The 26285-nt window shown below is 36.6% G+C and carries 25 protein-coding genes; 10 read left to right on the top strand and 15 right to left on the bottom strand.

Features of this window, described 5'->3' with window-relative positions; translation table 11 throughout:
• Positions 1-42 precede the first annotated feature (42 nt).
• Positions 43-1125 (top strand): ABC transporter ATP-binding protein, encoded by a 1083-nt coding sequence (locus OU989_RS01425; protein WP_274795332.1) that lies wholly within the window; start codon positions 43-45, stop codon positions 1123-1125.
• A gap of 51 nt (positions 1126-1176) precedes the next feature.
• Here OU989_RS01425 and OU989_RS01420 read toward each other — a convergent pair whose 3' ends face one another.
• The 8 genes from OU989_RS01420 to OU989_RS01385 all read right to left on the bottom strand — a co-directional run bounded on the left by OU989_RS01420 (position 1177) and on the right by OU989_RS01385 (position 9895).
• Positions 1177-2058, bottom strand: coding sequence for a MurR/RpiR family transcriptional regulator (locus tag OU989_RS01420; protein ID WP_274795331.1), 882 nt, complete (start codon positions 2056-2058; stop codon positions 1177-1179).
• Positions 2059-2109: 51 nt separating this feature from the next.
• On the bottom strand, positions 2110-3015 hold the full coding sequence (murQ, locus tag OU989_RS01415; protein WP_274795330.1) for an N-acetylmuramic acid 6-phosphate etherase: 906 nt from the start codon (positions 3013-3015) through the stop codon (positions 2110-2112).
• Positions 2987-4033, bottom strand: coding sequence for an N-acetylglucosamine kinase (locus tag OU989_RS01410; protein WP_274795329.1), 1047 nt, complete (start codon positions 4031-4033; stop codon positions 2987-2989). The genes murQ and OU989_RS01410 overlap by 29 nt, the downstream gene beginning before the upstream one ends.
• Positions 4020-4847 carry a carbohydrate ABC transporter permease gene (locus tag OU989_RS01405; protein ID WP_274795328.1) on the bottom strand — a complete coding sequence of 276 codons (828 nt, stop codon included), beginning with the start codon at positions 4845-4847 and terminating at the stop codon, positions 4020-4022. The genes OU989_RS01410 and OU989_RS01405 overlap by 14 nt, the downstream gene beginning before the upstream one ends.
• A gap of 11 nt (positions 4848-4858) precedes the next feature.
• Complete coding sequence (locus OU989_RS01400) at positions 4859-5803, bottom strand: carbohydrate ABC transporter permease (protein ID WP_274795327.1); 945 nt, start codon at positions 5801-5803, stop codon at positions 4859-4861.
• An 88-nt stretch (positions 5804-5891) separates the two neighbouring features.
• Positions 5892-7202, bottom strand: a complete 1311-nt coding sequence (locus OU989_RS01395; RefSeq protein ID WP_404809708.1) for an ABC transporter substrate-binding protein — start codon at positions 7200-7202, stop codon at positions 5892-5894.
• A complete protein-coding gene (locus OU989_RS01390; protein WP_274795325.1) occupies positions 7199-8218 on the bottom strand; it encodes a serine hydrolase domain-containing protein in 1020 nt (339 codons plus the stop codon). Before OU989_RS01390 ends, OU989_RS01395 begins: the two co-directional genes overlap by 4 nt.
• 162 nt (positions 8219-8380) lie before the next feature.
• Complete coding sequence (locus tag OU989_RS01385) at positions 8381-9895, bottom strand: DHA2 family efflux MFS transporter permease subunit (RefSeq protein WP_274795324.1); 1515 nt, start codon at positions 9893-9895, stop codon at positions 8381-8383.
• A gap of 157 nt (positions 9896-10052) precedes the next feature.
• On the opposite strand from OU989_RS01385, the gene OU989_RS01380 reads away from it, so the two are divergent.
• Complete coding sequence (locus tag OU989_RS01380; protein WP_274795323.1) at positions 10053-10964, top strand: TetR/AcrR family transcriptional regulator; 912 nt, start codon at positions 10053-10055, stop codon at positions 10962-10964.
• A 102-nt stretch (positions 10965-11066) separates the two neighbouring features.
• Here OU989_RS01380 and OU989_RS01375 read toward each other — a convergent pair whose 3' ends face one another.
• Positions 11067-12716 (bottom strand): sensor histidine kinase, encoded by a 1650-nt coding sequence (locus OU989_RS01375; protein ID WP_274795322.1) that lies wholly within the window; start codon positions 12714-12716, stop codon positions 11067-11069.
• Complete coding sequence (locus OU989_RS01370) at positions 12713-13414, bottom strand: response regulator transcription factor (protein ID WP_274795321.1); 702 nt, start codon at positions 13412-13414, stop codon at positions 12713-12715. Before OU989_RS01370 ends, OU989_RS01375 begins: the two co-directional genes overlap by 4 nt.
• 103 nt (positions 13415-13517) lie before the next feature.
• Between OU989_RS01370 and OU989_RS01365 the strand changes: the two genes are divergently transcribed.
• From OU989_RS01365 to OU989_RS01355, 3 genes are all read left to right on the top strand, one after another.
• Positions 13518-14663, top strand: coding sequence for a DUF418 domain-containing protein (locus OU989_RS01365; RefSeq protein WP_274795320.1), 1146 nt, complete (start codon positions 13518-13520; stop codon positions 14661-14663).
• A 216-nt stretch (positions 14664-14879) separates the two neighbouring features.
• Positions 14880-15419 (top strand): SLOG family protein, encoded by a 540-nt coding sequence (locus OU989_RS01360; protein ID WP_396631783.1) that lies wholly within the window; start codon positions 14880-14882, stop codon positions 15417-15419.
• A 109-nt stretch (positions 15420-15528) separates the two neighbouring features.
• Positions 15529-15843 (top strand): hypothetical protein, encoded by a 315-nt coding sequence (locus OU989_RS01355; protein WP_274795317.1) that lies wholly within the window; start codon positions 15529-15531, stop codon positions 15841-15843.
• Positions 15844-15890: 47 nt separating this feature from the next.
• Here the strand turns inward: OU989_RS01355 and OU989_RS01350 are convergent, their stop codons facing one another.
• The 4 genes from OU989_RS01350 to OU989_RS01335 all read right to left on the bottom strand — a co-directional run bounded on the left by OU989_RS01350 (position 15891) and on the right by OU989_RS01335 (position 19984).
• The gene (locus tag OU989_RS01350; RefSeq protein ID WP_274795316.1) at positions 15891-17285 is read right to left on the bottom strand and encodes an L-cystine transporter; all 1395 of its coding nucleotides are present in this window, start codon (positions 17283-17285) and stop codon (positions 15891-15893) included.
• Positions 17286-17614: 329 nt separating this feature from the next.
• Entirely contained in the window at positions 17615-18061 is a 447-nt protein-coding gene (locus OU989_RS01345) for a hypothetical protein (RefSeq protein ID WP_274795315.1), read from the bottom strand.
• Positions 18062-18174: 113 nt separating this feature from the next.
• Complete coding sequence (locus OU989_RS01340; RefSeq protein ID WP_274795314.1) at positions 18175-19125, bottom strand: GGDEF domain-containing protein; 951 nt, start codon at positions 19123-19125, stop codon at positions 18175-18177.
• Positions 19103-19984, bottom strand: a complete 882-nt coding sequence (locus tag OU989_RS01335) for an EAL domain-containing protein (protein WP_274795313.1) — start codon at positions 19982-19984, stop codon at positions 19103-19105. Before OU989_RS01335 ends, OU989_RS01340 begins: the two co-directional genes overlap by 23 nt.
• A 294-nt stretch (positions 19985-20278) precedes the next feature.
• Between OU989_RS01335 and OU989_RS01330 the strand changes: the two genes are divergently transcribed.
• The 4 genes from OU989_RS01330 (at position 20279) to OU989_RS01315 (ending at position 24194) form a co-directional block, all read left to right on the top strand.
• The gene (locus OU989_RS01330) at positions 20279-20464 is read left to right on the top strand and encodes a hypothetical protein (protein ID WP_274795312.1); all 186 of its coding nucleotides are present in this window, start codon (positions 20279-20281) and stop codon (positions 20462-20464) included.
• The gene (locus OU989_RS01325) at positions 20454-21872 is read left to right on the top strand and encodes an amidase (protein ID WP_274795311.1); all 1419 of its coding nucleotides are present in this window, start codon (positions 20454-20456) and stop codon (positions 21870-21872) included. Before OU989_RS01330 ends, OU989_RS01325 begins: the two co-directional genes overlap by 11 nt.
• A 160-nt stretch (positions 21873-22032) precedes the next feature.
• On the top strand, positions 22033-23193 hold the full coding sequence (locus OU989_RS01320; RefSeq protein ID WP_274795310.1) for a PucR family transcriptional regulator: 1161 nt from the start codon (positions 22033-22035) through the stop codon (positions 23191-23193).
• A 104-nt stretch (positions 23194-23297) separates the two neighbouring features.
• A complete protein-coding gene (locus tag OU989_RS01315; protein ID WP_274795309.1) occupies positions 23298-24194 on the top strand; it encodes a DMT family transporter in 897 nt (298 codons plus the stop codon).
• A gap of 27 nt (positions 24195-24221) precedes the next feature.
• On the opposite strand, the gene OU989_RS01310 is transcribed toward OU989_RS01315, so the two are convergent.
• A complete protein-coding gene (locus OU989_RS01310) occupies positions 24222-24791 on the bottom strand; it encodes a YitT family protein (protein WP_274795308.1) in 570 nt (189 codons plus the stop codon).
• A gap of 182 nt (positions 24792-24973) precedes the next feature.
• Between OU989_RS01310 and OU989_RS01305 the strand changes: the two genes are divergently transcribed.
• A complete protein-coding gene (locus OU989_RS01305; RefSeq protein ID WP_274795306.1) occupies positions 24974-26284 on the top strand; it encodes a DUF2252 family protein in 1311 nt (436 codons plus the stop codon).
• Position 26285 lies beyond the last annotated feature (1 nt).

Raw genomic sequence — 26285 nt, 5'->3', positions numbered from 1 at the left:
CATTTACAATGATAGTATGACTTGCAAAGGGGTGTAGCGTGTATGGCGGAACTACGGCTAGAGCACATCTATAAAATATACGATAAAAATGTCCAGGCTGTAACTGATTTTAATTTGCATATTCATGATAAAGAATTCATTGTGTTTGTAGGTCCATCGGGCTGTGGAAAGACTACAACATTACGTATGATTGCTGGTTTAGAGGATATATCCAAAGGGGAACTTTTTATTGATGATATCTTAATGAATGATGTGGAATCGAAAGATAGAAGTATCGCAATGGTATTCCAAAGCTATGCTTTATATCCGCATATGACCGTCTATGATAATATGGCGTTTAGCTTAAAGCTCCGGAAGGTCGATAAAAAAGAGATTGATCGCCGTGTCAAAGAGGCTGCTAAAATCTTAGGATTAGAGGATTATTTAAAAAGAAAGCCAAAAGCTTTATCAGGTGGACAACGTCAACGTGTGGCTCTTGGCCGTGCTATTGTTAGAGAAGCGAAGGTATTTTTAATGGATGAACCTCTTTCTAATTTGGATGCTAAATTACGTGTGCAAATGCGTGCGGAAATTCAAAAGCTCCATCAACGAATTCAAACAACAACGATCTATGTTACTCATGATCAAACCGAGGCTATGACAATGGCTACACGTCTCGTGGTGATGAAAGATGGGCTTATTCAACAAATTGGGACACCAAAAGAAGTATATAATACACCACATAACATGTTTGTGGCAGGCTTTATCGGTTCACCATCTATGAACCTATTCCATTGTCGACTTACAGAAACGGAGATTCTTTTAGATGGTCAAAGCTTCCCTATCCCTCCCAAGTACTTGCCATTATTACAGAGAAAAAATTATTTAGGGAAAGAAATTGTTATGGGAATACGACCAGAGGATTTACAAATCACTGATATCATTTCCCCTTTTGCTTTCAAAGCAACTGTTGATGTTGCTGAATTGCTCGGTGCAGAAACCTTCTTATATTCTTCTTTAGTAACTCAGCCATTTATTGCGCGTGTTCAAGCTGATAGTAATTTTCAACCAACTGAGGTCGTAACGCTCGTTATGAAAGAAGAAAAGATTCATTTCTTCGACCCCGAAACAGAAGAACGGATATAAACAAAACTATAAAAAACGAAGACGATGCTATGAATCTTGATCGTCTTCGTTTTATTTTATTCTATTTTTTCGTTTAGCCACTTTTTTTTGCAATCCTTGAATGATGGTACGTGTTTCGTCTAAATAGTCTATTGTTTGTTCATAGGCACTTGTCACTACCCCCATGAATAAAATATCAATGACAAGCAACTGGGCAAGACGTGATGATGTAGCACCGCTTCTAAAGGTTGCTTCAACATTTGGAGATACATATAAAGAAATATCCGCTAAACTAGAAACTAATGAACTTCCATAGCGTGTTAAACTAATTGTAGTTGCAGGTGTTTCACTAGCTATCTCCAGGATTTTTGCCACTTCATGTGTTTCCCCAGAAAAGGAAATCCCTACTATTACATCCCCCTTCTGCGCATTAACAACCGCAGTAGCTCCTAAGTGTAAATCCATAAATGCCCTACTATTTTTATTAATTCTTAAAAACTTTTGATCTGCATCCATTGCTGTTATACCTGAAGCACCTACACCAAAAAAAATAATTTTGCGTGCTTGCGATAAAGCAGATACCGCACGTTCTAATTCAGCTATATCTATTAAATTAGCTGTTTGTGTTAAAATTTCACTACTTTGTATCGTTACCTTTTCTACAATCGATGGTAATGCTTCATTTGCCTCAATATCTCGATCTACAGTTATCGTATGTTGTAAATCACCAGCAATACGTAATTTCAGCTCTTGAACACCGCTAATATTTAGAGATTTACACAGCCGAATAACAGCCGCACTACTTGTTTGACTAGCTTCTCCTAGTTCAACCGCAGTCATTTTTATTGCCTGTGTTGGATGTGCTAATATATAGCTTGCCACCTTCTTTTCGGAGGGGGGAAGCTTTTCGTGCATTTCAGCAAGCATAATTAAACCAGCATTTATTTTTTCCATTTTTCCAGCCCCATCTCTAGATAAAAGGAGGTTATCCATGCACCTTCTTCATCAATACTTCTTTAGCGCCACCGCTCTACGCACGTGCCCTTCGGATTGAGCGAGTAATTCTGTTGCTTCTTCAATAGTTGTATTCGTCAAGAGCATCACAATCGCAAGCTTTACTTGGAAATTGGTTTGCTCCAGAACTCTTTCAGCCTGACTATAAGTAACACCCGTCACTTCACAGACAATATGTTTGGCACGCTCTCGTAATTTAAAGTTACTAGCATGGACATCCACCATTAAATTTTTATAAACTTTTCCGAGTTTAATCATCGAAGCCGTTGTAATCATATTCAATATTTGTTTATGAGCGGTTGCAGCCTTCAATCTTGTAGAACCTGTTAAAATTTCTGGTCCCGTAATCACCTCAATTTTAATATCAGCGTACTGACTAATAACCGCATGAGCATTACTAACTAAACTAATTGTTTTAGCCCCTTGTTGCTGAGCATAAATTAATGCCCCCTTCACAAAAGGAGTTCGACCACTTGCCGCAATACCGATCACTACATCGCGGTTTGTTAGCTGCTGTTTCTTTAGTTCTGCTTCTCCTAAAGATAGATCATCTTCGGCGCCTTCTATAGCTATCATTACCGCCTCTGATCCTCCAGCCAATATAGCCTGCACAAGCTTCGGGGACGTACTAAATGTAGGTGGACATTCCACCGCATCAAGCAACCCAATACGTCCACTTGTCCCTGCACCTACATAAAATAATCTCCCACCGTTCTTAAGTGCCTGAACAACGGCTATTATAGCTTGTTCAATTGCAGGCAAGACCTTAGCTATTGCTTGCGGTATTTTTTTATCCTCTTCATTCATCAGCTTTACAATTTCAGCAGTGCTCATTAAATCTAAATTTGCCGTATCTGGATGATAGCCTTCAGTCGTCAGTTTTGTCATTCGTTCCATTATGATCAAATCCCCCCATACTATTTTCGTGAATGCTCATCCAAGTTTTCTTTATCGTTCGTTGTAAAGCCTCTGTCATTTGAATTCCCTCATTGAAAAGCCCATTAATAAATGCCCCTATAACAGGTGGTACTTCAGGTTGAATTAATCGATTATGGATTGAAGCTTGTTTCAGCTTCATTTGAAAACACTGAACAAAGTAAAGATTTTCAAATAAGCCTCCGCATAGGACAATGGGCAGGTTTTTTACCTGTGGTTCTTTTATTAACATCGTTTGGATGAATTGAACTAGATGGTGAACTGCCTGTTTGATGATATTCTCCGCCTTAGCATTCTGTTGTTCAGCTAAACGTAACACCGTCCGAGCTAGGGAGGCTATAAGTACACGAGGCTGAGGATGCTCATAAACTTGCGTAATGATGTCAGCAGGATTGGTTAATGATAGCTGATTTAAAATAGTCGCTGTAAACACATCACCATTCATACCAAAAACATCATAATGTTGTGCAATAGCACGCAATGCCTCTTGCCCAATATAGTAGCCACTGCCTTCATCACCTAATAAGTAACCCCATCCTCCGACACGACTAACTTGAAGTTTTTTTGCGATAGCATATACGATGGAACCCGTTCCTGCTATTACAACAACCCCTTGCTTTGTAAAAGTGCCACTAGTAAGCGCAGCTACTGCATCATTGGTAATCGTTATCTGACAGGTGCTAGCAGGGAATAAAAAGCCCAGCCATCGTTCCCATCGATCTTTATCTACTTGTCGATCCCCTCCCGCCACACATAGAAAGACTGTAGAAATATCATTCTTTGTGGCACTAACTTTTTGTAATAGCTGCTCTAGTAGCTGCACAATCTGTTGCCTTACCTCATCTGGTGGCTTTGACTTCATATTTGTTCCTGCTCCTTCAACAATGGCTAGCACTTCTCCTTTTTGTGTACCGATCACTGCCCGAGTTCCCGTACCACCACCATCTACCCCAATAATGTATGGCCTATTTAATGGCACCAGCCGTCAACCCCTCCATAAATTGCTTTGAAGCAATAAAGAATAGTAGAATCATAGGTAACGATGCTAATGTTAGACCTGCAAAGAGCGAGCCCCAATCTGCTGAATGCTCTCCAAAGAGCGACATCATGCCTACTGGTATAGTTCGTTTCATCTTCTCCGTAATAAAAATAAGTGGGAAGAAAAAATCATTCCATGCGGCGATAAAGTTTATAATAACGACTGTACCAAGTGCTGGTCTCATTAACGGTAATACGACATGCCAAAGGATTTTTAAATTCCCTGCTCCATCAATACGAGCAGCCTCCTCAAGTTCATATGGCATCGTTTTAAAAAATCCTGTTAATATTAGCATTGATAATGGAATTCCTGTCGCTGTATTCATTAAAACTAAGGACCATAAAGAGTTAATCAGTCCTAAATCACGCATTAAAATGAAGAGCGGCACAATCCCTAACTTAATAGGAATCATCATACCTAATAAGAAAATAAAGAATAATGCATGATTCCAAGAAAATTTAAAGCGAGCAATATAGAAAGAAGCCAATGAACAAACAACAACAATTAATACAACGGATAAAATGCTCACAAACATACTATTCATAAAATACGTAGTAAATGGAATTTTAGATAATAATGTGCGGTAAGTATCTAAGCTAAAGCTAGTCGGTAAGCCCAATGGATCTTTGTAAATGTCCACACTTTTCTTAAAGGAAGACAAAATCATTAACAAAATAGGGTATAAACTGATGGTCGCCACCGTAAATACAACAAGGTAGTAAAGCGGTCGAACCCAAATGGCACTTTGCTTCATATACTCCCCCCCTACATTTGAACATCCTTTTTATTAGCAAAACGTAAAAATAGTGTGGTACAAATTAATATAAAGAGGAATAATACGGTCGCTAAAGCGGACCCTAGACCTATAGCTGTCGCCCCAGAAGCTGTAGAGCTACCAAATGCCAAGCGATAGAAAAATACAGCTAATGTATCTGTTGAGTAATACGGCTCTCCCATGGAGCCTTGCATTGCATAAACAAGTTCAAATGCCTCAAAGGATTGAATAAATGTTAAAATGCCCATGATCATAATCGATGGCACCATTAAAGGTAAATAAATGGTGCGTAATAAGGTAAATCCTTTGGCGCCGTCTAACTTTGCTGCTTCAACTAACTCACTTGGTATCCCCTGAAAACCTGCAAGAAAAATTAAAACGCCAAAACCTAATCCAAACCAACAATTAACTAAAATAATGGCAATTAAAGCTGTTTTAGGATCACCAAGCCATGCTTTTTGTAGGGTTTCCAAACCGAGTTTCTCTAAAATCACATTTAACGTACCGAAATTAGGATTCAGAATGAGCTTCCATAGGAAACCTACTACAATAACCGATAATAATCTGGGTAAAAAGAAAGCTGCCTTAAAAAACTCAGCTCCCTTAATTTTTTGATAAATAATAAACGCAAGAAAAAATGCTAATCCATTCATGACAATCATTTGCAGGATAAAATATAGGACATTATGTTTGAAGGCGTTCCAAAACAGGGAGCCATATGGTTCTGTCGTAAAAAGCGTCACAAAATTTTTGAATCCGATAAAATTTCCGCGAGCCATCCCTTTCCACTCAAAAAAACTATAGGATAATGCTGCTAAAATCGGATAAAGTACAAACATTCCATACAGTATTAACGCAGGAATAGGGAATAGATGGATAGTCCATCTCGCCCAAGATTTCCTTTTTCTTAACGGTGAAGCTGTAGATTCTCTCATAATGAACAGCCGCCCTTTTAATAATATTGTGCCAAGAAGACCCCTACACTCCTTAGTTGGCGCTTCAGGGTCTTGCTTCATGGTTGAATTATTTTTGAAATGGTGCAAACCAAGTTTTAGCGTTTTCCTGCACCTTTGTAGCTACCTCTTCTGGCGTTACTTGGCCTAAATACATACCTTGAAGCTCACTTTCCAGTAAGCTCTTCGTTGTTGGGTCCCCACCCGTGAAATTAGTTACCCACATATATGGTGTTGCTTCATTTGTAGTCGAATTACTAATGTCATTTAGTAATGCATCATCAGAGGTAATGCCCGGAATAGCACTAATCATAGAAAATTCCTTCACAAATAACTCACCAAATTCCTTCGATGTTAAAAACTCTAGGAATAGCTTCGCTGCTTCTTTATTTTTTGAATTTGCATTAATTGCAAATGAGCCGTCTACCCAAGTTGTTACTGTTTTATTGCCCTCTTTTGAAGGAATTGGGAAATAGCCTAACTCTAAATCTGGATTCATTTCTAACACAACAGGAATTTCCCAACTACCTAGCGGAAACATTGCTGCATCTTCTAAAGCAAACAATGTCCGAATATCATCCATTCCTAATCCTTCAGAATTGGCTGGGAAATACTTTTTCAAGTCATTCATTACTTGAAGCGATTCGATAAATTTCGCATCCGTAAAATCTTTTTCTCCCGCAAGTACAGCTTGATAGAAGTCATTTCCTTCATAAATTGCTGGACCTATAATACCGTGTAGCAACGACAATAACCAACCTTCCTTTGTACCCATTGCTATTGGTGTAATACCCTTTTCTAATAATTGATCATTTAATGCTATGAATTCTTCCCATGTAGATGGAACTACAAGATTGTTATCTTCAAAGATCTTTTTATTATAGAAAAATTGAGTTGAGCTTAAATTAATCGGTACACCATATTGATTCCCTTGTTCATCACGAGAAGCCATTAATGCTTCTTCAGGGAATGCACTTAATCCATTTAAATCATTAATTTTCTCAACATAACCTGCTTCAGCAAGCTTTAATCCAGCTGCATATGGCCGTAAGTGAAAAATATCCGGCCCTTCACCAGCCTGTAAAGCTGTATTGAGGACTGTGTTATATTCTGTATTTTTAGTTGGGTTAAATGAAATGTGTATATCAGGATGTTGTTCATTAAATAAAGCAATGACTTTTTCATATTTAGCAACATCCTCTGTCCGCCAACTCCCTATAGTTAGCGAAACTTCTTCTGTTTTCGGTTCCTCCTCCTTGTTAGGTGTTGTGGAGCTCGTTGATTCCTCATCAGAGTTACAGCCTACTAAAGCTACAACGAATAATAAAAGAAACGGTAATAACCATTTACTCTTTTGTCTCATGTCCGTTCCACCCTTCATATCAGTAATTTTTCATAAATCATCGTATGAAGCCTCTCCCGAATGCTTCTCATGTTTGTTTTCCTCCCATAATGCACCGCATTCGTTAGAAAAATAGCAAATCCCTGGTGAACAGGGTCCATCCAAATACTTGTGCCTGTAAATCCTGTATGACCAAATGAGCCCTTGCTCCACCTCCTGCCAAAACAAAATGTTGAATCTTCCCCCATCCATACTTCAAATCCTAATCCTCTATTTCTAAACACTTCTGTATAGGCCAGCTTGAGCCATTGATACGGTATTACATTTTGTTGCCTGGTTCCTACCCAAATTTCCGCATACTTTGCTAAATCCTCTGCACAAGAAAATAAACCTGCACTACCAGCAATTCCATCTAGTAACAGCGCTTTTTCATCGTGTACAATCCCCTGTACAAATTTACCGGATACTCTTTCTGTTGCTGCTGCAAGTCCTCTATTATGCTTCGGTAGTTGAAAACAAGTTCGATGCATGCCCCATGGTATAAAAATTTCTTGCTCTACAAAACCTTTTAGAGACTTTCCAGTTACTTTTTCAATTACCTTTCCTAATAAAATCATTCCTAAATCGCTGTATAACACTTGTTCATTTGGCTGACATACAACTTCACTTGCAAATATCTCCTTCATGATGTCGCGCTTATGATGTCTTTCCACTACCGGGGTTAAGTCTGCCGGCAGACCGGAGCAATGCTGTAGCAAGTGTTGGATTGTAATAGTAGAGAATTTAAACTCTGGTAGGAAAAATTGAATTGGCCTATTTAACATTAATTGATTTTGGCTCATCAACAATAATATTGCTGGTAAAGTTGCAACAATCTTTGTTAGGGAAGCCAAATCAAACAACGTATCGGTTTCAATGGCTAGCTCTCTATCATCTTCACCTGTATAAGCTCCATAACTGCTTGTTAACATCCTTCTTTGCTTCTTTTGAACGATTAATACGGCACCTGGAATTTTCTTTTCTTGCACTAATTCATTGATATATGCATCTATCAAGCAAACACCTCATTGTGTAAATATCTAAATTTTCAGTAAATTTTATTATCATCATATAAAATTAAATGATGAAAAATAACAAAAATCCTAAAATTTTTTTTTAAAATTGAGCAATAAAAAATCCCCACCAAGTAAATGATTACTTAATGGGAATTCTATTAATTATTTAGTTGATTTTTTTAAATCCATTGAAGATGCTGCGCTTTCAACTTTTACACGCTTTAAGAAGAACGCAAGAATTACCGCAATTACTGTTATGCCTGCTGCAATTAAGAAGGAGTGCGTGATTCCATCTAATAGCGCATTTTGCATAATTTGATCTTGCATTTGTTGCATTTGCTCTGGTGTTGGTGCCGCACCTGATTGTGCAGCATTAGCTTTTGCTTCTGCAACTAATTCTTCAGCTTTTACTTTTGTACGATTATTCATAAATGTAACTAGGATCGCACTACCGATTGCTCCTGATACTTGCTGTAATGTATTGTTAATAGCTGTACCATGAGGATTCATAATTTGTGGTAGTTGATTTAACCCGTTTGTCATAATTGGCATCATAACCATTGACATACCGAACATACGAATTGTATACATCGAGACGATATATGTGTAACTTGAATCAATTTCTAATTTTGTTAAACCAAATGTTGCAATCGTCGTAATGACTAAACCAGTAATAGCCAGCACTCGTGGACCAAATTTATCGAAAAGCTTACCTGTGATTGGTGACATAATCCCCATTACAAGTGCCCCTGGAAGCATCATCAAGCCTGCTTCAAATGGTTCAATACCACGAATAGATTGCACATAAGCTGGTGTTAAAATCATCCCTGAGAACATCGCCATAGAGACAATGACGGAGATGACAGACCCTAATGCAAACATTGGATATTTATAAATACGTAATTCTAACAATGGTTCATCCATTTTCAGCTGTTTAACAACGAAAATAATTAATGCGATGAAACCAACTGTAATTGTGCCATATACCCATGGACTTGACCAGCCTTTATCCCCTGCTGTACTAAAGCCGTATAAAATACCACCGAAGGCAACTGTTGATAAAAGTACTGAAAGGAAATCTAAGTGAACTTCACGTGTCTCCATCACGTTTCTTAATTTCCAAACACCAAATAATAAACTAATTAAAGCAAAAGGAATAATCATTTGGAAAAGCATACGCCAATCATGATGCTCAACAATGTACCCTGATAATGTAGGACCGATTGCTGGCGCCATAATCATAACTAGACCAAATATACCCATCGCAGCCCCACGTTTTTCTTTCGGGAAGCTTGTTAACATAACGTTCATTAAAAGTGGTGACATACTTGATGCACCGGCTGCCTGCACCATACGACCTGCTAGAAGCACACCAAAGTTTGGTGCGAAGCCTGCCATAATTGTACCTATTGTAAAGACGGACATCGCTACTATAAATAGATGTCTATTTTTAAAGCGTGTCACAAAAAATGCTGAAGCAGGAACTAAAATACCGCTTACTAGCATATAACCTGTTGCTAGCCATTGTACCTTTGAATATGTTATTCCAAAATCTTTCATGATTGTTGGTAATGCCACATTCAGCAATGTGTTGTTTAGAAAAGCAACAAAAGCACCCACAAATAGAATAGCTATCATGCCATAAGGGGGCTTCTTCATTGTTTGCTCACTATTCATTTATATCCCTCAATTCTTTCTTGTGTTTTACGATAAAACTTATTTTATACTCGTAGTCTACTTTTTTCAACAAATAAGTTTATATTTTTTACAAACGTTGATATATGGGCTTTTTAAGTGTAGAATAAGAGTATAATACTATAAAAAAGGTGAGGTCATGAACAAAAGAAAAAGACAGATTATTACAGCAGCCCGTGAACTTTTTATTGAAAAAGGTTTTCTAGATACATCGATTAACGACATCATCAATGCGGCCAAGATTTCGAAAGGTACATTTTATAATCACTTTACTTCAAAGAACGAATGCTTAATCGCCATTTTAGACGAAGGACGAGAGGAAGCAAGTAATCGCCGCCATGAACTTATATATGGTAAGGATCCAACAGATTTAGAAGTATTGACACAGCAAGTTGCTGTACTCATGTATGTCAATCGGGAACATAATTTAATACAAATTTTTGAATCCATTTTCCAATCAAGAGATAAAGAACTAAAAAAAATCATTATCAACTACCATTTACAAGAATTGGAATGGCTTGCCAATCGGCTAGTACAAGTCTTTGGCGAAGAGATTAGCCCTATTAGCTATGAGTGTGCTGTACAAACGCTTGGAATGATTAACCTTACACTGCGTGCCGTCTTTATTGCCGATTATAAATATATCAATCGAGAAGCCATTGTACGTGTAGCATTGCGCAATATAAGCGTAATTATACCCACTATGCTTGAATCGAAAGAAATCATCGTAAGTGTTGAAATGATCAATACCATTCAAAATGTGGTGAACTATAAAACGGTTACAAAGGAAATGGTTATTGAACAATTACGGGGGTTTACGAAGGGATTATCGAAAAACGAAACAATGGAAGGTTTAGAATATGCTCAATTCTTATTAGAGGAACTACAGAGCGAAAAGCCAAAACTTTTTATTATTGAATCACTTCTTACACCTTTCCGTAAGGCTTTTGTCGGCACAGAACATATCGCAGAAGCCCGCGACATCGCCAATAACTTGTGGCGCTATGTAAAAATTGAACAACCAGCTGAGCGCTGTACGAAAAATAAATAAATACAAAAAGAGGTATCAAAAATTCTTGATACCTCTTTACTATGATGAAATATACTCTAAGATTCAACTTCATGGTTTTTATGTCTTTGGATTGCATGAAAATCAGCCTTCGTGGCATTGAAATTTCAGAACGAAAATAGTTCCACCTTGGCCAGAACGAACACTAATGGTGCCATTATGCAAATCAATGAGCTGTTTTGTAATGGCTAGTCCTAGTCCTGTTCCCGTTATATCGTCAGTCGTATTAGTACCACGATAATAACGCTCGAATAAATTATCAAGCTCCTCCTGAGGAATGCCAGGACCTCGATCAGCAATGGTTAGCATCACTTCTTTACCAGTATGTTGTGCCTCTACAATTACTTTTGTGCCTTCGGGCGTATACTTTTTCGCATTGGTAATTAAATTATCCATAATTCGCTTGAGTAAAAGCTCATCTGCTTGCAGCAATACATCCCCATAAACTTTCACACTTACCTGCTCATCTGCAAACTGTGGTAACCATGCTGCTAACGGCAGTAATACTTCATCCAGCTGTATGGCCTTATTTTTTAATTGATACGTATAGGTTAAATCTTGAATGAGCGCATCCATATAGGTCGCCTTTTCTTGCATCGTTTGTGCAAAAATACGCATCTCATCCTTGGTCCACTCATAATCTTCCGATGCCAGCATTGTGGAATAGCCATAAATTGAACTTAACGGCGTCTTTAAATCATGTGATAAGCCCGTTATCCACTCTTCACGTAATTGCTCTGCGTGCTTGATCTGTCTTTCATTTGAATTAAGTCGTTCAGATAAATGATTGAGTGATTCCTCTACAGGCTGGAACAGTTTAAATTTCCGCTTGAGCTTCCCCGTTTTGTTATGATGAATTTTTTTATCACTTATTTCTCTGTAATCAAATTGAGTCAGTCGCTCAATACGCGAAATAACATAAACGAGTGGTCGCACAAATTGCCGTGAAATACTAATGGATAAAAAGATCACGCCGAGTATCAAAATAATATGCCCACCGAAGAATATAGAAACAAACAATACCATCGCCTTATTAAAGGGCTCTTCAAATGGCTTATAGGATGGGTTAGGCATTCGCACAACAAAAGTGGCATCATCAGCTAGGGCTACGCTTTGTGTAAGCTCCTCATGCTCGAAAATATCATATTTTTCCTCGAGTAATTGCGGCTTCTTCAGCTTATCATAACGCTTTCCTATGACATCCGTCCGATTCCATTGTTCGTCATAGATTTCAACACTCGCCTTATTTTCTTTTAAACGTTGCAAGGTTACGGCAGAAATGTCCCCTGTTGAAACCCAATTTTCGAAGGCCTCTTCAAACAAAGGTTGAACAGGCGAAGTCGGAATAAATAATAAGTAGTAATTTGGGAGTTCCCATGTATGCATACCCGGTTGCTTCAATGCTAATATTTCGCTATCGGACTTTCCACATAATTCACAACTATCTCCTGTGTAATCAACAATGGTCATGGATTGATCAAATAAGTATAGCTGTCCTACGTTTTCCTCTGCTCGCTTCACTAAGTAATCCGCTATTTTAACCGTTTGTCCTTTTTCAACAACAGCATCATCTTCAATTTCAAAGGAGCTCATAACATGAATATTGTCACCAACACGATCATTAATAAAGATGGCGAAAAATACCAAGCTCATAATAAAGCCTGAAATAATTAAGAGATAGAATATGATGAAATATGAAACAAAACGGAGTGTTAATTTTCCAGCAGGCTTCATGAAGAAACATCCCCAACAAGTTTATAACCAATGCCTCGGACCGTTATAATGCATGTTGGCTTTCCAGGATTTTTTTCGATTTTTTCACGTAGTTTGCGTATATGTACCATTACTGTATTATCATCAAACAAGCAATCTCCCCACACACTCTCGTATATTTGTTCCTTTGATAACACTTGCCCTGCATTATCACATAAATATTTTAATAAATGAAATAAGCGGCCACTAATCATTTCCTTTACGCCATCTACCTGAATCTCTGCTGCGTCAATATCGAATGTAAAACGGCTACAAGTAAAAATGTGATTTTCTTGAACATTCTTTTTCTTCATATAACGTACTAGCTGTACCTTCACTCTTGCCACAAGTTCTAATGGGTTAAATGGTTTTGTAATATAATCATCTGCACCATTCATAAAACCTCGGAGCTTATCGGCGTCACTGCTTTTTGCTGTTAAATAAAAAATAGGGGCATCACTTTTCTCTCGAATGATATGCGCGATATTCAACCCACTACCATCTGGTAGCATGATATCTAATAGATAGAAATCAAATGGTTTAGTATTAATCTCGTTTTTTGCCTCTTCTATCGTGTTGCATAATGTTATATTGGCAATTCCCTCTTTTCTTAAAATGATTTCAATCATTTCGGCAATTGCACGTTCGTCCTCTAACACTAAAATTGATGCTTCCTGCATTTTTCCACCTACTTTTAAGATTACTTTAAGGTAGTCATTATTTCACCATAAGCTTCCTCAACTATTATATGTATAAGATAACCAATTAAGGAGATAAAACGCAATGACAACTAATCGTGTTACCTTCATTGATACAATGCGTGGATTTAGTTTATTTGGCATCTTAATGGCAAATTTGCTGATTTTCCAGTTTGGGATGTATGGCAAAGATGAATTAAAAAATCTTTCTACCTTAGATAACGGAGCTTTATATTTTGTGAAAATTGTAATTGAAGGCTCGTTTATGCCCATTTTCACCATTTTATTTGGCTTCTCGCTTATTAAATTAATTGAATCCATCCGCAGAAAAAAGAATAAAAGCCGCTGGTCTATTTTACGCCGTGCAACAGGCTTAATTTCTCTTGGCTTACTTCATTCCATCTTCTTATGGGAAGGCGATATTCTGTTTTCTTATGGCTGTATGACTTTATTCTTGATTCCTTTTATTAATCGTAAGCCAAAAACTCTATTAATATGGGCTGGTATCCTTTTTGTACTAACAACAGCGTTAACATACGGCTCTATGGAAGTATCTAAAAAGGAACAAAAGGAGCTAGATACTTACATTGAACAAGCAGATGCTATCTACGCTAATGGAAACTATTTAGAGATTTTTGATTTCCGTGCAAATGTAGAACCACCAGGAATGGAAGATCCAGCGTTCATCTTTATTTTATTAATTTTTGCACCAATGTTCTACGCACCACTATTCCTTTTCGGCATGGCACTTGCTAAGAAGCAAGCCTTTGTGGAGATGGATAAGGAAATGAAATGGTATAAACTAGGTGCTCTCCTCGTTCCTATTGGACTTGTATGTAAAAGTGTTAGTTTTATAGAAAATGCTTTTTCTTCCATTTTATTAATGGGTGGCTCGCAATTATTAGCGATTGGCTATGTCTGCCTTGCAGCATTGATTTATAAAACACGCCCTGTTCAACTGCTTGCTCCTGCATTCGAGAGCGTAGGCAAACTGTCATTAACCAATTATTTACTACAAACCATTATTTGTACAACTGTTTTTTATGGCTATGGCCTTGGATTATACGGCAAACTAGGCGTTTTTGGCGGTATCCTATTTGGAATCGTTGTGTATAGCTTGCAATGTGTTTTCAGCCTAGCCTATTTAAAGAAATTTAAACGTGGTCCATTTGAAACAATTTTACGGATATGGACAAATTGGTCTTGGTCTGGGCAGGTAAAACAAGACTAAAATAGAAAGGAATTATTTTTATGAATAGTGACTCTAAAGAAGACTTTACAGACTCATGGTGGTTTTTGGGTATTTGTGCGACTGTAGCAGTAATTTTAACACTATTTGCATTCAAATAAATTACACATTAGATTTCATTTTCATTTGCCCCCTACTGTATACTAGTAAGTACTACAACTATACAGCTTAGGGGGCATTTTGTTGTTACAGCGTATGATGATTACTGGCTATAAGCCACATGAACTTGGTATTTTTAATGATAAACACCCTGGCATTGTCATTATAAAAAAGGCACTAGAAGCTCGTCTACGTACACTACTGGATGAAGGACTGGAATGGGTTATTATTAGTGGACAGCAGGGCGTCGAATCTTGGAGTGCTGAAGTTGTTTTAATGCTAAAAAAGGAATATCCAAATTTAAAATATGCCGTTATAACGCCCTTTTTAGAGCAGGAGAAGAATTGGCAAGACCCTAAAAAGGAAAAGTATCAAGCATTAATTGCCCAAGCCGATTTTGTTACAAGCGTGACCAAAAAACCGTACGAAGCACCTTGGCAATTTATTGAGAAGGATAAATTTATTATTCAAAATACTGACGGTCTTTTATTAATTTACGATGAAGAAAATGAAGGTTCTCCAAAGTACATTAAACGTCTTGCAGAAAAATATATGGAATCTCATGACTATTCTCTTTTAACAATAAACGCCTATGATTTACAGGTGATAGCTGAAGAAATACAACAGCAAGACTGGTAGAAAAATATTGCTATAATTTTCTGACAATCATATACTATAATTAGTTATTCCTTTTTGTAGCCTACTATTTTCATGAAGGCTACCAATAAATTGAAAGGAGCTGTATCATTTGAATAAACATATTGAAATGGTTCTTGAAGCTTCTCCTGTTAATGTCACTCACGATACGTATCGTAGAGAATGTCGGTATACACGTGGAATTCATATTGAGGAACAGGAATTTTCAGCTATTTTGAATACGATGAGCAATGATTCACGCTTATATTTCGATTTCCATAATCCGCGTAAAGAGATTAAAAAGGGAACCTATTTAAATGGACACTCCGGTTTAGCCTACAATATTTATGAATACTATAAACAACATTATAATATTGAGATAGCTGAGATAATTAATGGTAAAGATTTTTATGTAAAAATAATATAAAACATAAGCCCCTTTAAAATTTTTCTTTTAAAGGGGCTTTTTTTATGTTATAGGTCTGCTACTTGCGCACCTAATTCTTTATTATTATACATTTCTGTATCAAGTTCTTTTGTAATACGTGCTGTTGTAACACCAGCAGTCATTGAACCACTTACATTTAAAGCTGTACGTCCCATATCGATCAAAGGCTCAACAGAGATTAATACACCTGCAAGTGCAACTGGTAAGTCAAGAGCTGAAAGTACAAGGATCGCTGCAAATGTTGCACCACCACCAACACCTGCTACACCAAAGGAGCTAACGGCTACTACTGCGATAACTGTAATAATGAACACAGGATCAAGAGGATTAATACCTACTGTAGGTGCGATCATAATCGCTAACATAGCAGGGTATACTCCAGCACAGCCATTTTGGCCGATTGATAAACCAAATGAACCTGAGAAGTTTGCGATACCTTCAGATACCCCAAGACGGCCTGTTTGCGTTTTAATGTTCATTGGTAAAGTACCAGCACTTGAACGTGATGTAAAGGCAAATAACAATGTTTCCGCTGATTTTTTCACGTACGTAACTGGGTTTAATCCACTTAATGTTAGGATTAATAAATGTACTAAGAAAACAATTATTAGCGCCGCATAAGAAGCAATCACAAACTTACCTAAATTATAAATGGCACCGAAATCTGATGTTGCAACCGTACGAGCCATAATAGCTAAAATTCCATATGGTGTTAAACGTAAAATGATTGTTACAACACCCATTACTAGTGCATAAATAGCATCTAAGCCTTTTTTAATTGTAGCTGCTGTCCCTTCATCTTTACGTGCCACACGTAAGTAAGCAAAACCAAGGAATGCTGAGAAAATTACTACAGCAATTGTTGAAGTTGAACGAGCTCCAGTTAAATCAAGGAAGGGATTTGCTGGGAATAGCTCAACAATTTGAGTTGGTAAATCCGGTGCTGCTAAGCCAGTTGTTTTTTCCTCAAGATATTGTCCTCGAGCTGTTTCTGCTTCACCTTGTAAAATATGTGTTGCATCTAAATCAAATACCGTTGCAGAAAGAATACCTACTGCTGCCGAAACGGCTGTTGTACCAATTAAAATGGCTAAAATAAGAGCTGCCATTTTCCCAAAGTTTTTGCCAATTTTCATTTTTGTAAAGGCAATTAAAATGGAGATGAATACTAAAGGCATTGCAACCATTTGTAGCAGTTTAACATACCCAGTACCTATAATATTGTACCAAGAAGTTGTTTTGGCTAGTACTTCAGAATCTATACCATAGATAAAATGAAGTCCAAGGCCAAGTACAATCCCTAAACCTAAGCCTGCAAAAACACGATTTGAAAATTTGACGTGTTTTTTATTCATAATAAATAAAATTCCAACGAACACAAGCAACACTGCTACGTTAAGAATGATTTGTAAATTCGACAATGGAATGCCTCCTAAGATGTTTTATTATTAATGTAATCGAATTATATACCCATAATCCCTATAATTCAAGTATGTTTTATTAAGATTAATAAATTCCTAAAGGAAATGGTTCTTTGCCTATGATTATACCCTCAAAAAATGAATCACAATCACCCTTTTTGCCCCTGACGCTTTATTATAAAAGACATTTAACAAACCAAGATCATCAGCATATGTGCAGGCGATTGTATAGATAGTTTAGTCATTGGTACTACATTTGGTGACAAATGATAAACTGCCCCTAGATTGTTATAAAAACTAACAGTCTAGAGGCAGCATTATAGGTTTACTTATATCGCTTCATTTCTAATGACAAATCTCGGTTCATAGTCGCTAATTATGTCAAAAACACCATCATTAAAACAATAAATATGATGTTCAACGTGCGGAATTTCTTTGCTCCCAATCCAGGGAAGTTGGTCAAACCATGCTATATAATCTGAATGGCTCATTTTATAAAACCATTCTGCTGAAAAATTTATAGCATTTTCTTGTTGCAATGCTTCATCGACTAAGGGCACTAAATTAGATCGAGGGATTTCTCCAGTGTAGCGGAATGACCAAACGTAATCTTGAATTGGGGAAATCTTATCATAAATAATATCAACTTCCGTATTGTTTCGATCTATTAATGTTAAGGATAACCCTAAATCTGTATAATTTAATGTAGCATTAACGACTTGAGCCCTCTCCAAGCAAGTAATAGGCTGCCAAATATGCAGTCTTCTTAAGTCCATCTAAAAACCTCCTTTTATATAGAAACTTTATTCAAAAATTCATATATTTTACATATAAGCTTTTAAAAATTCATAGTAAAGCTCCAGCAATAAACCTTGCGAAATGCACTAAGTTAATGGACGAAGTAGGTTTGTTGTTTATTAATGAGGTAACAGCTTCCTGCGATTTTTTTACACTGCTTTTTGATATGTGTGACCGCATTGGACAATTGTTCAACGGAATTAAAATACTGATATTCGTTTGTAATAACGGCGATAGATAAGGTCGTACATGTTAAAGGTTCTAGTTCACCTGCTCTATTGGCCACTTGAACACATACTAAATCCTCAAGCTCATAAAAACTTACAATATTGGCATCAAAGTCATCTATAATCTTTTGACAAATCTTTTCTACTTCATAATGAGGTAGAATGGCAACAAAATCGTCGCCACCTATATGCCCTAAAAAATCTTCCATCCCACAGATATGTCTTTTTAGTATATCTGTTAAATACATTAAAATTTTATCACCTTTATTAAAACCATATGTGTCATTATAGGATTTAAAATGATCTAAATCAAAATAGATTAAGCTATATTGTGATAGCTGTAATGCTTCCTCTAGCTTTTCATCAATTAATTTATTCCCGGGAAGACTACTTAAAGGATTTAAGAAGCTTGCAATGGCTACTTGTGTATCAACAAGCTTTAATAGTAACTCTCGAATACTAACTAAACCATCATATAAGTTATTTTTTGTGACAACGACATCATCATATAAATCTTCAGGAGGTCTAGACATAGCTAGTGTACTCACTTCAGTAATTGGTGTATTACGATCTACAATTAAAGGGTTTTCTTTCATGATAAGTTGATTTTGGCGTCCCATAAATAAATGATAGCCATAGCGAGTACCAATTTTTTGATAGAAATGTGTACGTGTAATATGTCCAATTGGTTTTTCATCACGAACTACTACAATGCTTCGCAATGAAGGATTACTCATAAAAAGTACATCTACTTCGTTATTTTTCACAAATTCATCAATACACGGAACCTTTTCAATGACTTCCCCTATCTTCATGGTCACCCACCCTTATTTTTCCCAAATGTATTTCCTTTGATGGCTTTCCTATCGCATAACCTTGTGCATAATGAATGCCTATACGATGCAGATAATCAAGCTCTTCTTGTCGTTCAATCCCCTCAGCGATAATTTTTGTTTTCACCTGTTCAGCATATTTCATCAATAAGGTAACGAGCTGTTGCTGCTCGCTATTTTGATCGATAAATTGAATTAACGAACGATCAAGTTTAATAAATTCTGGCTTTAAATAAATAAGAGTTTTCAAGCTATTATAACCTGAGCCTACATCGTCTACTGCAATGCGATAACCTTGTGATCGATAATGTGACAACACCCGTTCGAATTCCTCAAAATCTATTACAGCACTGCGCTCTGTTAATTCAAATACTACCTGCTGAGGTTTAATGCCCAGCTCCTTAAGTAATTGTAGCGTTTCTCCACTGTGATATTTTTTATCTACTAACACATTCGGATGTATATTAAGAAATACTAAGAAGTTCGTATCCTTCACATCTTTATGCATACGCTCCTTGAAACGCTGTAAGGAAAGATTCCTACAAAAACACTCAAATAAAAAAACACAATCTGTTTGCCCAACAAACTCATAGAACTGATCCACACTATTAAATAATACTGATGGAACTGGGCGATTTAATGCTTCAAATCCCATCGTTTGCTTTGACTGTAAATCTACAATAGGTTGGAAATATGTATGTAAATCATTATGCTGAATAATATGTTTCAACGCTTTTAAACGTTTCATATATAATGAATTTCTTTGATGTTGCCCATATAAATATTTTAAAAAGGAAAATATACTCCTTGTTTTTATACTTTGTCCCATTGTAGACTCCATTCTTGCACCTCTTCAATTGGTTATTATGGTTCATTGTACCCTTTTATTGTAAACAGACTGTGAATGGTATGTAAAAAGTGTAAGCCCCCGTACTATACTTTGAGATATTTTCTCATAATACATTTTTCATAATATTCAATATATTACAAATGATTTATTGATATAAACCATTATTAGTGTATGATTGTAATAATAGGTTTATATTACCTATTATATTTTTTTGTGCTTTTACCTGATCGATCTTTATAGGGAAACCTATTTAGATAAAAAATTATTCAAGGGAGGATCCTGTTAATGAGCTTGTCTATTCAACAATTATTGGAGAACAAAGGAATTACACCGAAATCTGAACACCTTGAACTATTAAAAACACGCTGGGAAGGTATGCAGTCACTTCGTAGCAATTTAGAAGGTATTGCGATTGATGATGCAGATATCGCTGTACGTAATATTCCTGGAGGTGATCATATTGACAACTGATTTACATTTAAAATCCGTTGAAGAGCTGGCACCTTTACTTGCATCGAAGACGCTCTCCCCCGTGGAATTAACAAAAGCTATTTTAGACTTTGCTGAGGAAAGTCAGCCGAAAATTAATTCCTATATGGCATTTTATCGGGAAGAAGCATTAGCAAAGGCAAAAGAAATTGAACAGGAGATTCTCCAAGGCCACTATAAAGGTATGTATCATGGAATTCCTATGGCCTTAAAGGATAACTTGTATTTTAAAGATAAAATAACAACGATGTCCTCAAAAATTCATAAGGACTTCGTTTCTCATTATGATGCAACAGTTGTTGAAAAGCTTCGAGACGCTGGCGTTATATTCACCGGAAAATTAAGCATGCATGAATACGCATGGGGCATTACCAATAACAACCCTCATTACGGACCTGTTCGCAACCCATGGGATTTAGATAAAATTCCTGGTGGTTCAAGCGGAGGCTCTGGAGCAGCTGTTGCGGCTGGGGCAAGCGTAGCTTCACTAGGGACGGATACAGCAGGCTCCATTCGAATTCCTTCTTCTGCTTGTGGCATAGTTGGGTTAAAACCTACACACGGTCGTGTAAGTAAATATGGCTGTTATCCTTTAGCATGGAGCTTAGATCATATTGGTCCAATGACAAAGACCGTAAAGGATGCAGCAGGCTTGCTTGAAGTCATTGCTGGCTTTGACCATCGAGACCCTACTTGCATTGATGTCCCAACGGACGACTATGTGCAGCAATTATCTGGAGATATTAAGGATTTAGTGATTGGAATTAATGAAGAATACTTCTTTAAAAATGTGGATGCTGAAGTGGAAAAAGCTGTACGAGCAAACATTCAAAGCTTAGTGGATCAAGGTGCAAAAGTAGAAGTGGTCCGAATTCCTTCTTTACAATATGCAGAATGGGCGGAGCTTGTTACGTCCCTTTCAGAGGCAGCAGCTATACACCATTCAGATTTACAAAAGCGACCACAAGGTTTTGGGGATGATATACGTCTACTATTTGAGCTTGGTGAATTACCTTCTGCAGTTGATTACCTACAAGCTCAACAGGTACGACGTCAAATTAAGCAAGAGTTTACTGAAATTTTTAATGAGGTAGATGTACTCATTACCCCTACCCTACCAGTTGTGGCAAGTACGATTGGCGATGATTTCGCAGAGTTGAATGGTCAAAAAGTGGATTTAATTGATAATATTATTCGCTTTACTGGCCCTAGCAACTTAACAGGATTACCTGCACTTTCCGTTCCTTGCGGCTTCAAAGGGAACTTACCAATTGGCTTACAAATTATAGGGCCTGCCTTTAAAGAAGGACGTATATTAAATGTAGGATATGCAGTTGAACAAACTAACCCATTACGAAATAGAAAGCCGAATATTTTTATTAATATTTAAAAGATAGTTTTGAAAAAAATCTGCTCACTTCACGGGATACCCTGAATGAGCAGATTTTTTTGGTGGATACAAGCAAGTGTGAATACTAATGGTTTTTTATAAACAAGTAATTCTATAATAGAAGCTAGAAGCTTACTATAGGAAAGGCAATGATGTACTCATGAATGTAGAGAATTTTTTACAATTACCGATTACTAAGGATTTCACCGTTGTAGCTGGGCACAACGGTTTGCATAAAGCTGTTCAAAATGTGGAAATTTTAGACTTTGAATTTTCACCGGACATACCCCATGTTCGAGATACGATTTTCACGCCCCATAGTGTTGTTTTAAGTAGTTTATTGTTTGCAAAACAAAAACCAGAGTATTTATTAAATGCTGTCAAAAATTTGATTGAGCTAGGGGCGAGTGCCTTAGCTTATAAGCCTGTCATTTTCAAGGACTTGCCTGAAGAAGTTTTGACTTACGCTGAAGAGCAAAATTTCCCTATACTTAGATTCGGTGGAGATGAATTTTTTGAAAAAATTATTTTAGAAACGATGGCCTATGCCAAGACACAGGATTACTCATTCTTTTTAGAAACTATTTTACGAAGATTAATGGAAGAAGATGTTACGCAAGAGCAAATCAAATCCATTTTACAGCAACTTAATAAGCCCTTTGAAAAATATGTATTTGCAGCAAATTTGCGTACAAGTGACCCACTCCATCATAGCTCGATGCAATCTATTTTTTCATTAGAACCATTATTAAAATCGGGTCTAATTTGTTCCTATAAACAAAGCCTTTTCATTATCATGACACATGCATCTCAGCAGTTTCAATTTGAAAAAGTTTTAGATGAATGGTTAGCTCTATACGCCATACCAACTGATACAATCACCTTTGGCTATAGTAGTAGCTACGATACCGAAACAGGATTACCCAGCGCCTTACGCGAAGCTTTCTTTGCCAGTATTTTAGCTGAAATTGATAGACTACCTAGCTGTCATTATAACAATCTCGCATCTGAACGCTTATTAATTGAGTTGTATCGTAAAGATCGAACATTTGCAATGGACTACGTAAATTCCTTTTTAGCCCCATTACTTGATGATAAGGCTGATTCAGATTTAATGGAAACTGCCAAAACCTATATCATTAAGAAAGGAAATATTAAGGAAGTCGCAGTGGCACAGTTCTGTCACCCCAATACAATTCGCTATCGTATGGCTAAAATACGTCAATTAGTAGCACTAGAAGATAATGATTATGTTTTTTATGAACACCTAGCTGCAGCCGTTAAATTGTACTTATTACATAGTAAATTGACTGTCGAATAATTACTTTGGAATAAGTACAAAAAAACGCCTGAATATTTAGAAATAAAATCAAAACCTTTTCTTCACTCTTATGCTATTCTATTGAAGTCAGGAGGAAGAAACATATGAAAACTTACATAGCAGATGGCATGCTATTGATTACTGCAATCGTGTGGGGCAGTGGATTTGTTATTACAGCCATTGCCTTAGAATATTTAACAGCTTATCAAGTAATGGCTGGTAGATTTTTATTAGCTTCGATTATATTAACCGTTCTATTTGGCTCTCGATTAAAAAAAGCTTCAAAATCGGTTATTTGGAAAGGAGCTTTATTAGGGACCATTCTATATATAGCATTCGCCCTTCAAACAGTCGGACTTCAGTATACAACACCTTCTAAAAATGCCTTTTTAACTGCCGTAAATGTTATTATTGTTCCTTTAATTGCCTATGCGGTTTATAAGCGCCGCATTGATGGCTATGAAATCATTGGTTCGATAATGGCAATCGTTGGAATTGGCTTTTTATCATTACAGGGCTCATTGACAATGAATGTGGGTGATGCACTTTCTTTAGCTTGTGCCGTTGCTTTTGCATTTGACATTTTTTGTACAAACCTTTTTGTTCAAAAGGAAGATGCCATTGCTCTTACTATTATTCAGTTTCTCACGGCCTCCCTTATAGGTGTTCTAGTCGTCATTAGCCAAGGCGAAATCCCAACATCATTTGAAAAAGAAGCAATCTATTCTCTTATTTATCTAGGAATTTTTTCTACGACGATTGCTTATCTATTCCAAAATGTGGCCAATCAATACACAACGGCCACTAAAGCTGCGATTATCCTATCGACTGAATCTTTCTTCGGTATGGTACTATCCGTCATCTTCTTGCATGAAATTTTAACAAGCCGTATGGTCGTAGGCGCAGTGCTCATTTTATTGGCTATACTAATTGCCGAAGTCAAACCAGCACATCCTAAAAAGAAGCTTATGAAAACACTAGAAAATCAAACGCCAAAATAGTTTCAGTTTAAAACTGGAACTATTTTTTTAAGCTCGACTAGTAATGATGCTTGTTGTAATACCTACTACTAAAACGGTAATAATGGATAATAGAAAGGTTGAAGTGGATAATAGGAAGCCGCCTATAACAATAACGATGGAATCGATAAAAAATATTAATATCCCCACATTAATACCTGTTTTATCACAGATAAATTGAGCGATTAAGTCTGTCCCTCCAGTGCTTGTCTGAAATCGCAACATCAGACCAATTCCAAACCCTACAAGAATGCCTCCAAGAATCGCACTGTAAAGCGCATCAATTTGAACAAGATTACGGACAGGCTTTAATAAATCAATAATGAAGGAAGACATTATTAAGCCATGTATACTATTGAAAAAATAGGCTCTATATTTAAACCAAGCGATAATAAAAATGGGAATACTAATGACAATAATCATTAAACCGATTTTTAGCTTATATAAATAATGTAAAATTAGCGCTAATCCAACTACTCCTCCATCTAATATTTCATAAGGCGTTAAAAATAAATTAATTCCTAACGACAAAGAAATACTTCCTATTATAATGACAAGACTTTTTGTAAAGAAATACATACAACCCCCCTCCGTAATTACGCATGTCTTATAGTATGAAAATAGGTAATCGAACATGTTATGAAATAACCTTAGATGAATGATCATTTTTATCGAGTATATTTGCTAAATTTCTTCGAAACTTATTCTATTATTTCCCGTAAATACAAGTAAAATTTGATTTTTAAAAAAGGGGGTTCCTTATGGAGCATGCTTTATTAGAACAGGTTAAACATACTAGAATACATTTAAGAAAAGGGCAATTAGAAACAATCTTTGAGGAATTTGATGTGCAGCGAATGAGATTAACAGAGGCACAGCGCCTAGAAAAATATCGCAAAATGCTAGAAAGTCCATTCCGCTTTTTCCGTGGAAGTGCCTATCTATTTTACTTTGATATGGCAAAGACTACCTCTATCTTCCATACTCCTAACAGTAGGCCAACTTGGATTCAAGGTGATATGCATATGGACAACTTTGGGGCCTTTCAAAATGAAGCAGGCACCATTGTCTTTGATGTCAATGATTTCGATGAGGGCTATGTCGGCTCTTATTTATACGATATTATTCGAATGAGCGTCAGTATTGCACTCTATTTAGAAGAACAAGGCTTACATAAGGCAACCCAAGAAACGGCTATTCAATATTTTCTCAATAGCTATATCGATCAACTAAAACGGTTTCAGCGCAAAAAAGATGATCCACTAACACTGATGTTTACAAAGGATAATACTAAAGGACCTGCTAAAAAACTTTTGAAAAAGCTTGAAAAACGTCCACACTCTCTTTTTTTAGAGGATATTTCATATAAGAGTGAAGATGGCCAACGAGCTTTTTTATGGAATGATGAAATTCAACCAGTCTCTTCAGAGGAATACAGTGCCATAGCAAACGCACTTCCAACTTATAAAATTAAGGATATTGCTTATAAGCATGGCTCTGGCACAGCTTCTATCGGTCTAAAACGTTACTATATTTTAGTGGAAGATAAAAAAATTACATCTGAAGAGAATGATTTAGTGCTAGAAATGAAAGAAGTACGTACAGCGATTCCTGCCTATTTCCTCCCCTATCAAGAGCAATTTTGGGATCATTATGAGCACCAAGGAGCACGTGTTGTGGGTACACAAAAAGCTATGCATCATTTAGAGGACCCTCATTTAGCCTATATCACGATGAATAACCAAGAATTTTATATTCGAGAACGCTCTCCTTATAAAAAGAAGATTAAGCCTAAAAACTATAAGGATTTAGAGGATTATTTTACAACAACATCACTTATGGGAAAAATAGCTGCCAAAATACATGCTCGCGCTGATATCGATTATTCTCATGTTTTTACCTATCACAGCGAGGAAGAGATTTTAAAGGCTATAGGTAAAGATCGTACTATATTTATTGAGCAGACAATTTTACAAGCCATGAGCTACAAGGAAATAGTCTACACAGACTTTGACATATTTAAAAGCTTTGTTGAAACAAAATTCAATTTTAAAAAGGACCTCGGCTATTAGC

This window comes from Lysinibacillus irui (genome assembly GCF_028877475.1).
GTDB classification, from domain to species: Bacteria; Bacillota; Bacilli; order Bacillales_A; family Planococcaceae; genus Lysinibacillus; species Lysinibacillus irui.
The sequence above is the reverse complement of the archived record's forward strand: the minus strand, read 5'-3'. Positions and strand labels throughout refer to the sequence as shown.

What these genes read in the sequence shown, in the direction of transcription:
- OU989_RS01420 (WP_274795331.1), bottom strand. Translation starts at nt 2,058, where the DNA reads ATGGAAAAAATAAATGCTGGTTTAATTATGCTTGCTGAAATGCACGAA.
- OU989_RS01400 (WP_274795327.1), bottom strand. Translation starts at nt 5,803, where the DNA reads ATGAGAGAATCTACAGCTTCACCGTTAAGAAAAAGGAAATCTTGGGCG.
- OU989_RS01320 (WP_274795310.1), top strand. Translation starts at nt 22,033, where the DNA reads ATGAATGTAGAGAATTTTTTACAATTACCGATTACTAAGGATTTCACC.
- OU989_RS01310 (WP_274795308.1), bottom strand. Translation starts at nt 24,791, where the DNA reads ATGTATTTCTTTACAAAAAGTCTTGTCATTATAATAGGAAGTATTTCT.
- OU989_RS01365 (WP_274795320.1), top strand. Translation starts at nt 13,518, where the DNA reads ATGACAACTAATCGTGTTACCTTCATTGATACAATGCGTGGATTTAGT.
- OU989_RS01340 (WP_274795314.1), bottom strand. Translation starts at nt 19,125, where the DNA reads ATGAAGATAGGGGAAGTCATTGAAAAGGTTCCGTGTATTGATGAATTT.
- OU989_RS01335 (WP_274795313.1), bottom strand. Translation starts at nt 19,984, where the DNA reads ATGGAGTCTACAATGGGACAAAGTATAAAAACAAGGAGTATATTTTCC.
- OU989_RS01385 (WP_274795324.1), bottom strand. Translation starts at nt 9,895, where the DNA reads ATGAATAGTGAGCAAACAATGAAGAAGCCCCCTTATGGCATGATAGCT.
- murQ (WP_274795330.1), bottom strand. Translation starts at nt 3,015, where the DNA reads ATGGAACGAATGACAAAACTGACGACTGAAGGCTATCATCCAGATACG.
- OU989_RS01395 (WP_404809708.1), bottom strand. Translation starts at nt 7,202, where the DNA reads ATGAAGGGTGGAACGGACATGAGACAAAAGAGTAAATGGTTATTACCG.
- OU989_RS01370 (WP_274795321.1), bottom strand. Translation starts at nt 13,414, where the DNA reads ATGCAGGAAGCATCAATTTTAGTGTTAGAGGACGAACGTGCAATTGCC.
- OU989_RS01375 (WP_274795322.1), bottom strand. Translation starts at nt 12,716, where the DNA reads ATGAAGCCTGCTGGAAAATTAACACTCCGTTTTGTTTCATATTTCATC.
- OU989_RS01380 (WP_274795323.1), top strand. Translation starts at nt 10,053, where the DNA reads ATGAACAAAAGAAAAAGACAGATTATTACAGCAGCCCGTGAACTTTTT.
- OU989_RS01360 (WP_396631783.1), top strand. Translation starts at nt 14,880, where the DNA reads ATGATTACTGGCTATAAGCCACATGAACTTGGTATTTTTAATGATAAA.
- OU989_RS01305 (WP_274795306.1), top strand. Translation starts at nt 24,974, where the DNA reads ATGGAGCATGCTTTATTAGAACAGGTTAAACATACTAGAATACATTTA.
- OU989_RS01425 (WP_274795332.1), top strand. Translation starts at nt 43, where the DNA reads ATGGCGGAACTACGGCTAGAGCACATCTATAAAATATACGATAAAAAT.
- OU989_RS01330 (WP_274795312.1), top strand. Translation starts at nt 20,279, where the DNA reads ATGAGCTTGTCTATTCAACAATTATTGGAGAACAAAGGAATTACACCG.
- OU989_RS01315 (WP_274795309.1), top strand. Translation starts at nt 23,298, where the DNA reads ATGAAAACTTACATAGCAGATGGCATGCTATTGATTACTGCAATCGTG.
- OU989_RS01345 (WP_274795315.1), bottom strand. Translation starts at nt 18,061, where the DNA reads ATGGACTTAAGAAGACTGCATATTTGGCAGCCTATTACTTGCTTGGAG.
- OU989_RS01405 (WP_274795328.1), bottom strand. Translation starts at nt 4,847, where the DNA reads ATGAAGCAAAGTGCCATTTGGGTTCGACCGCTTTACTACCTTGTTGTA.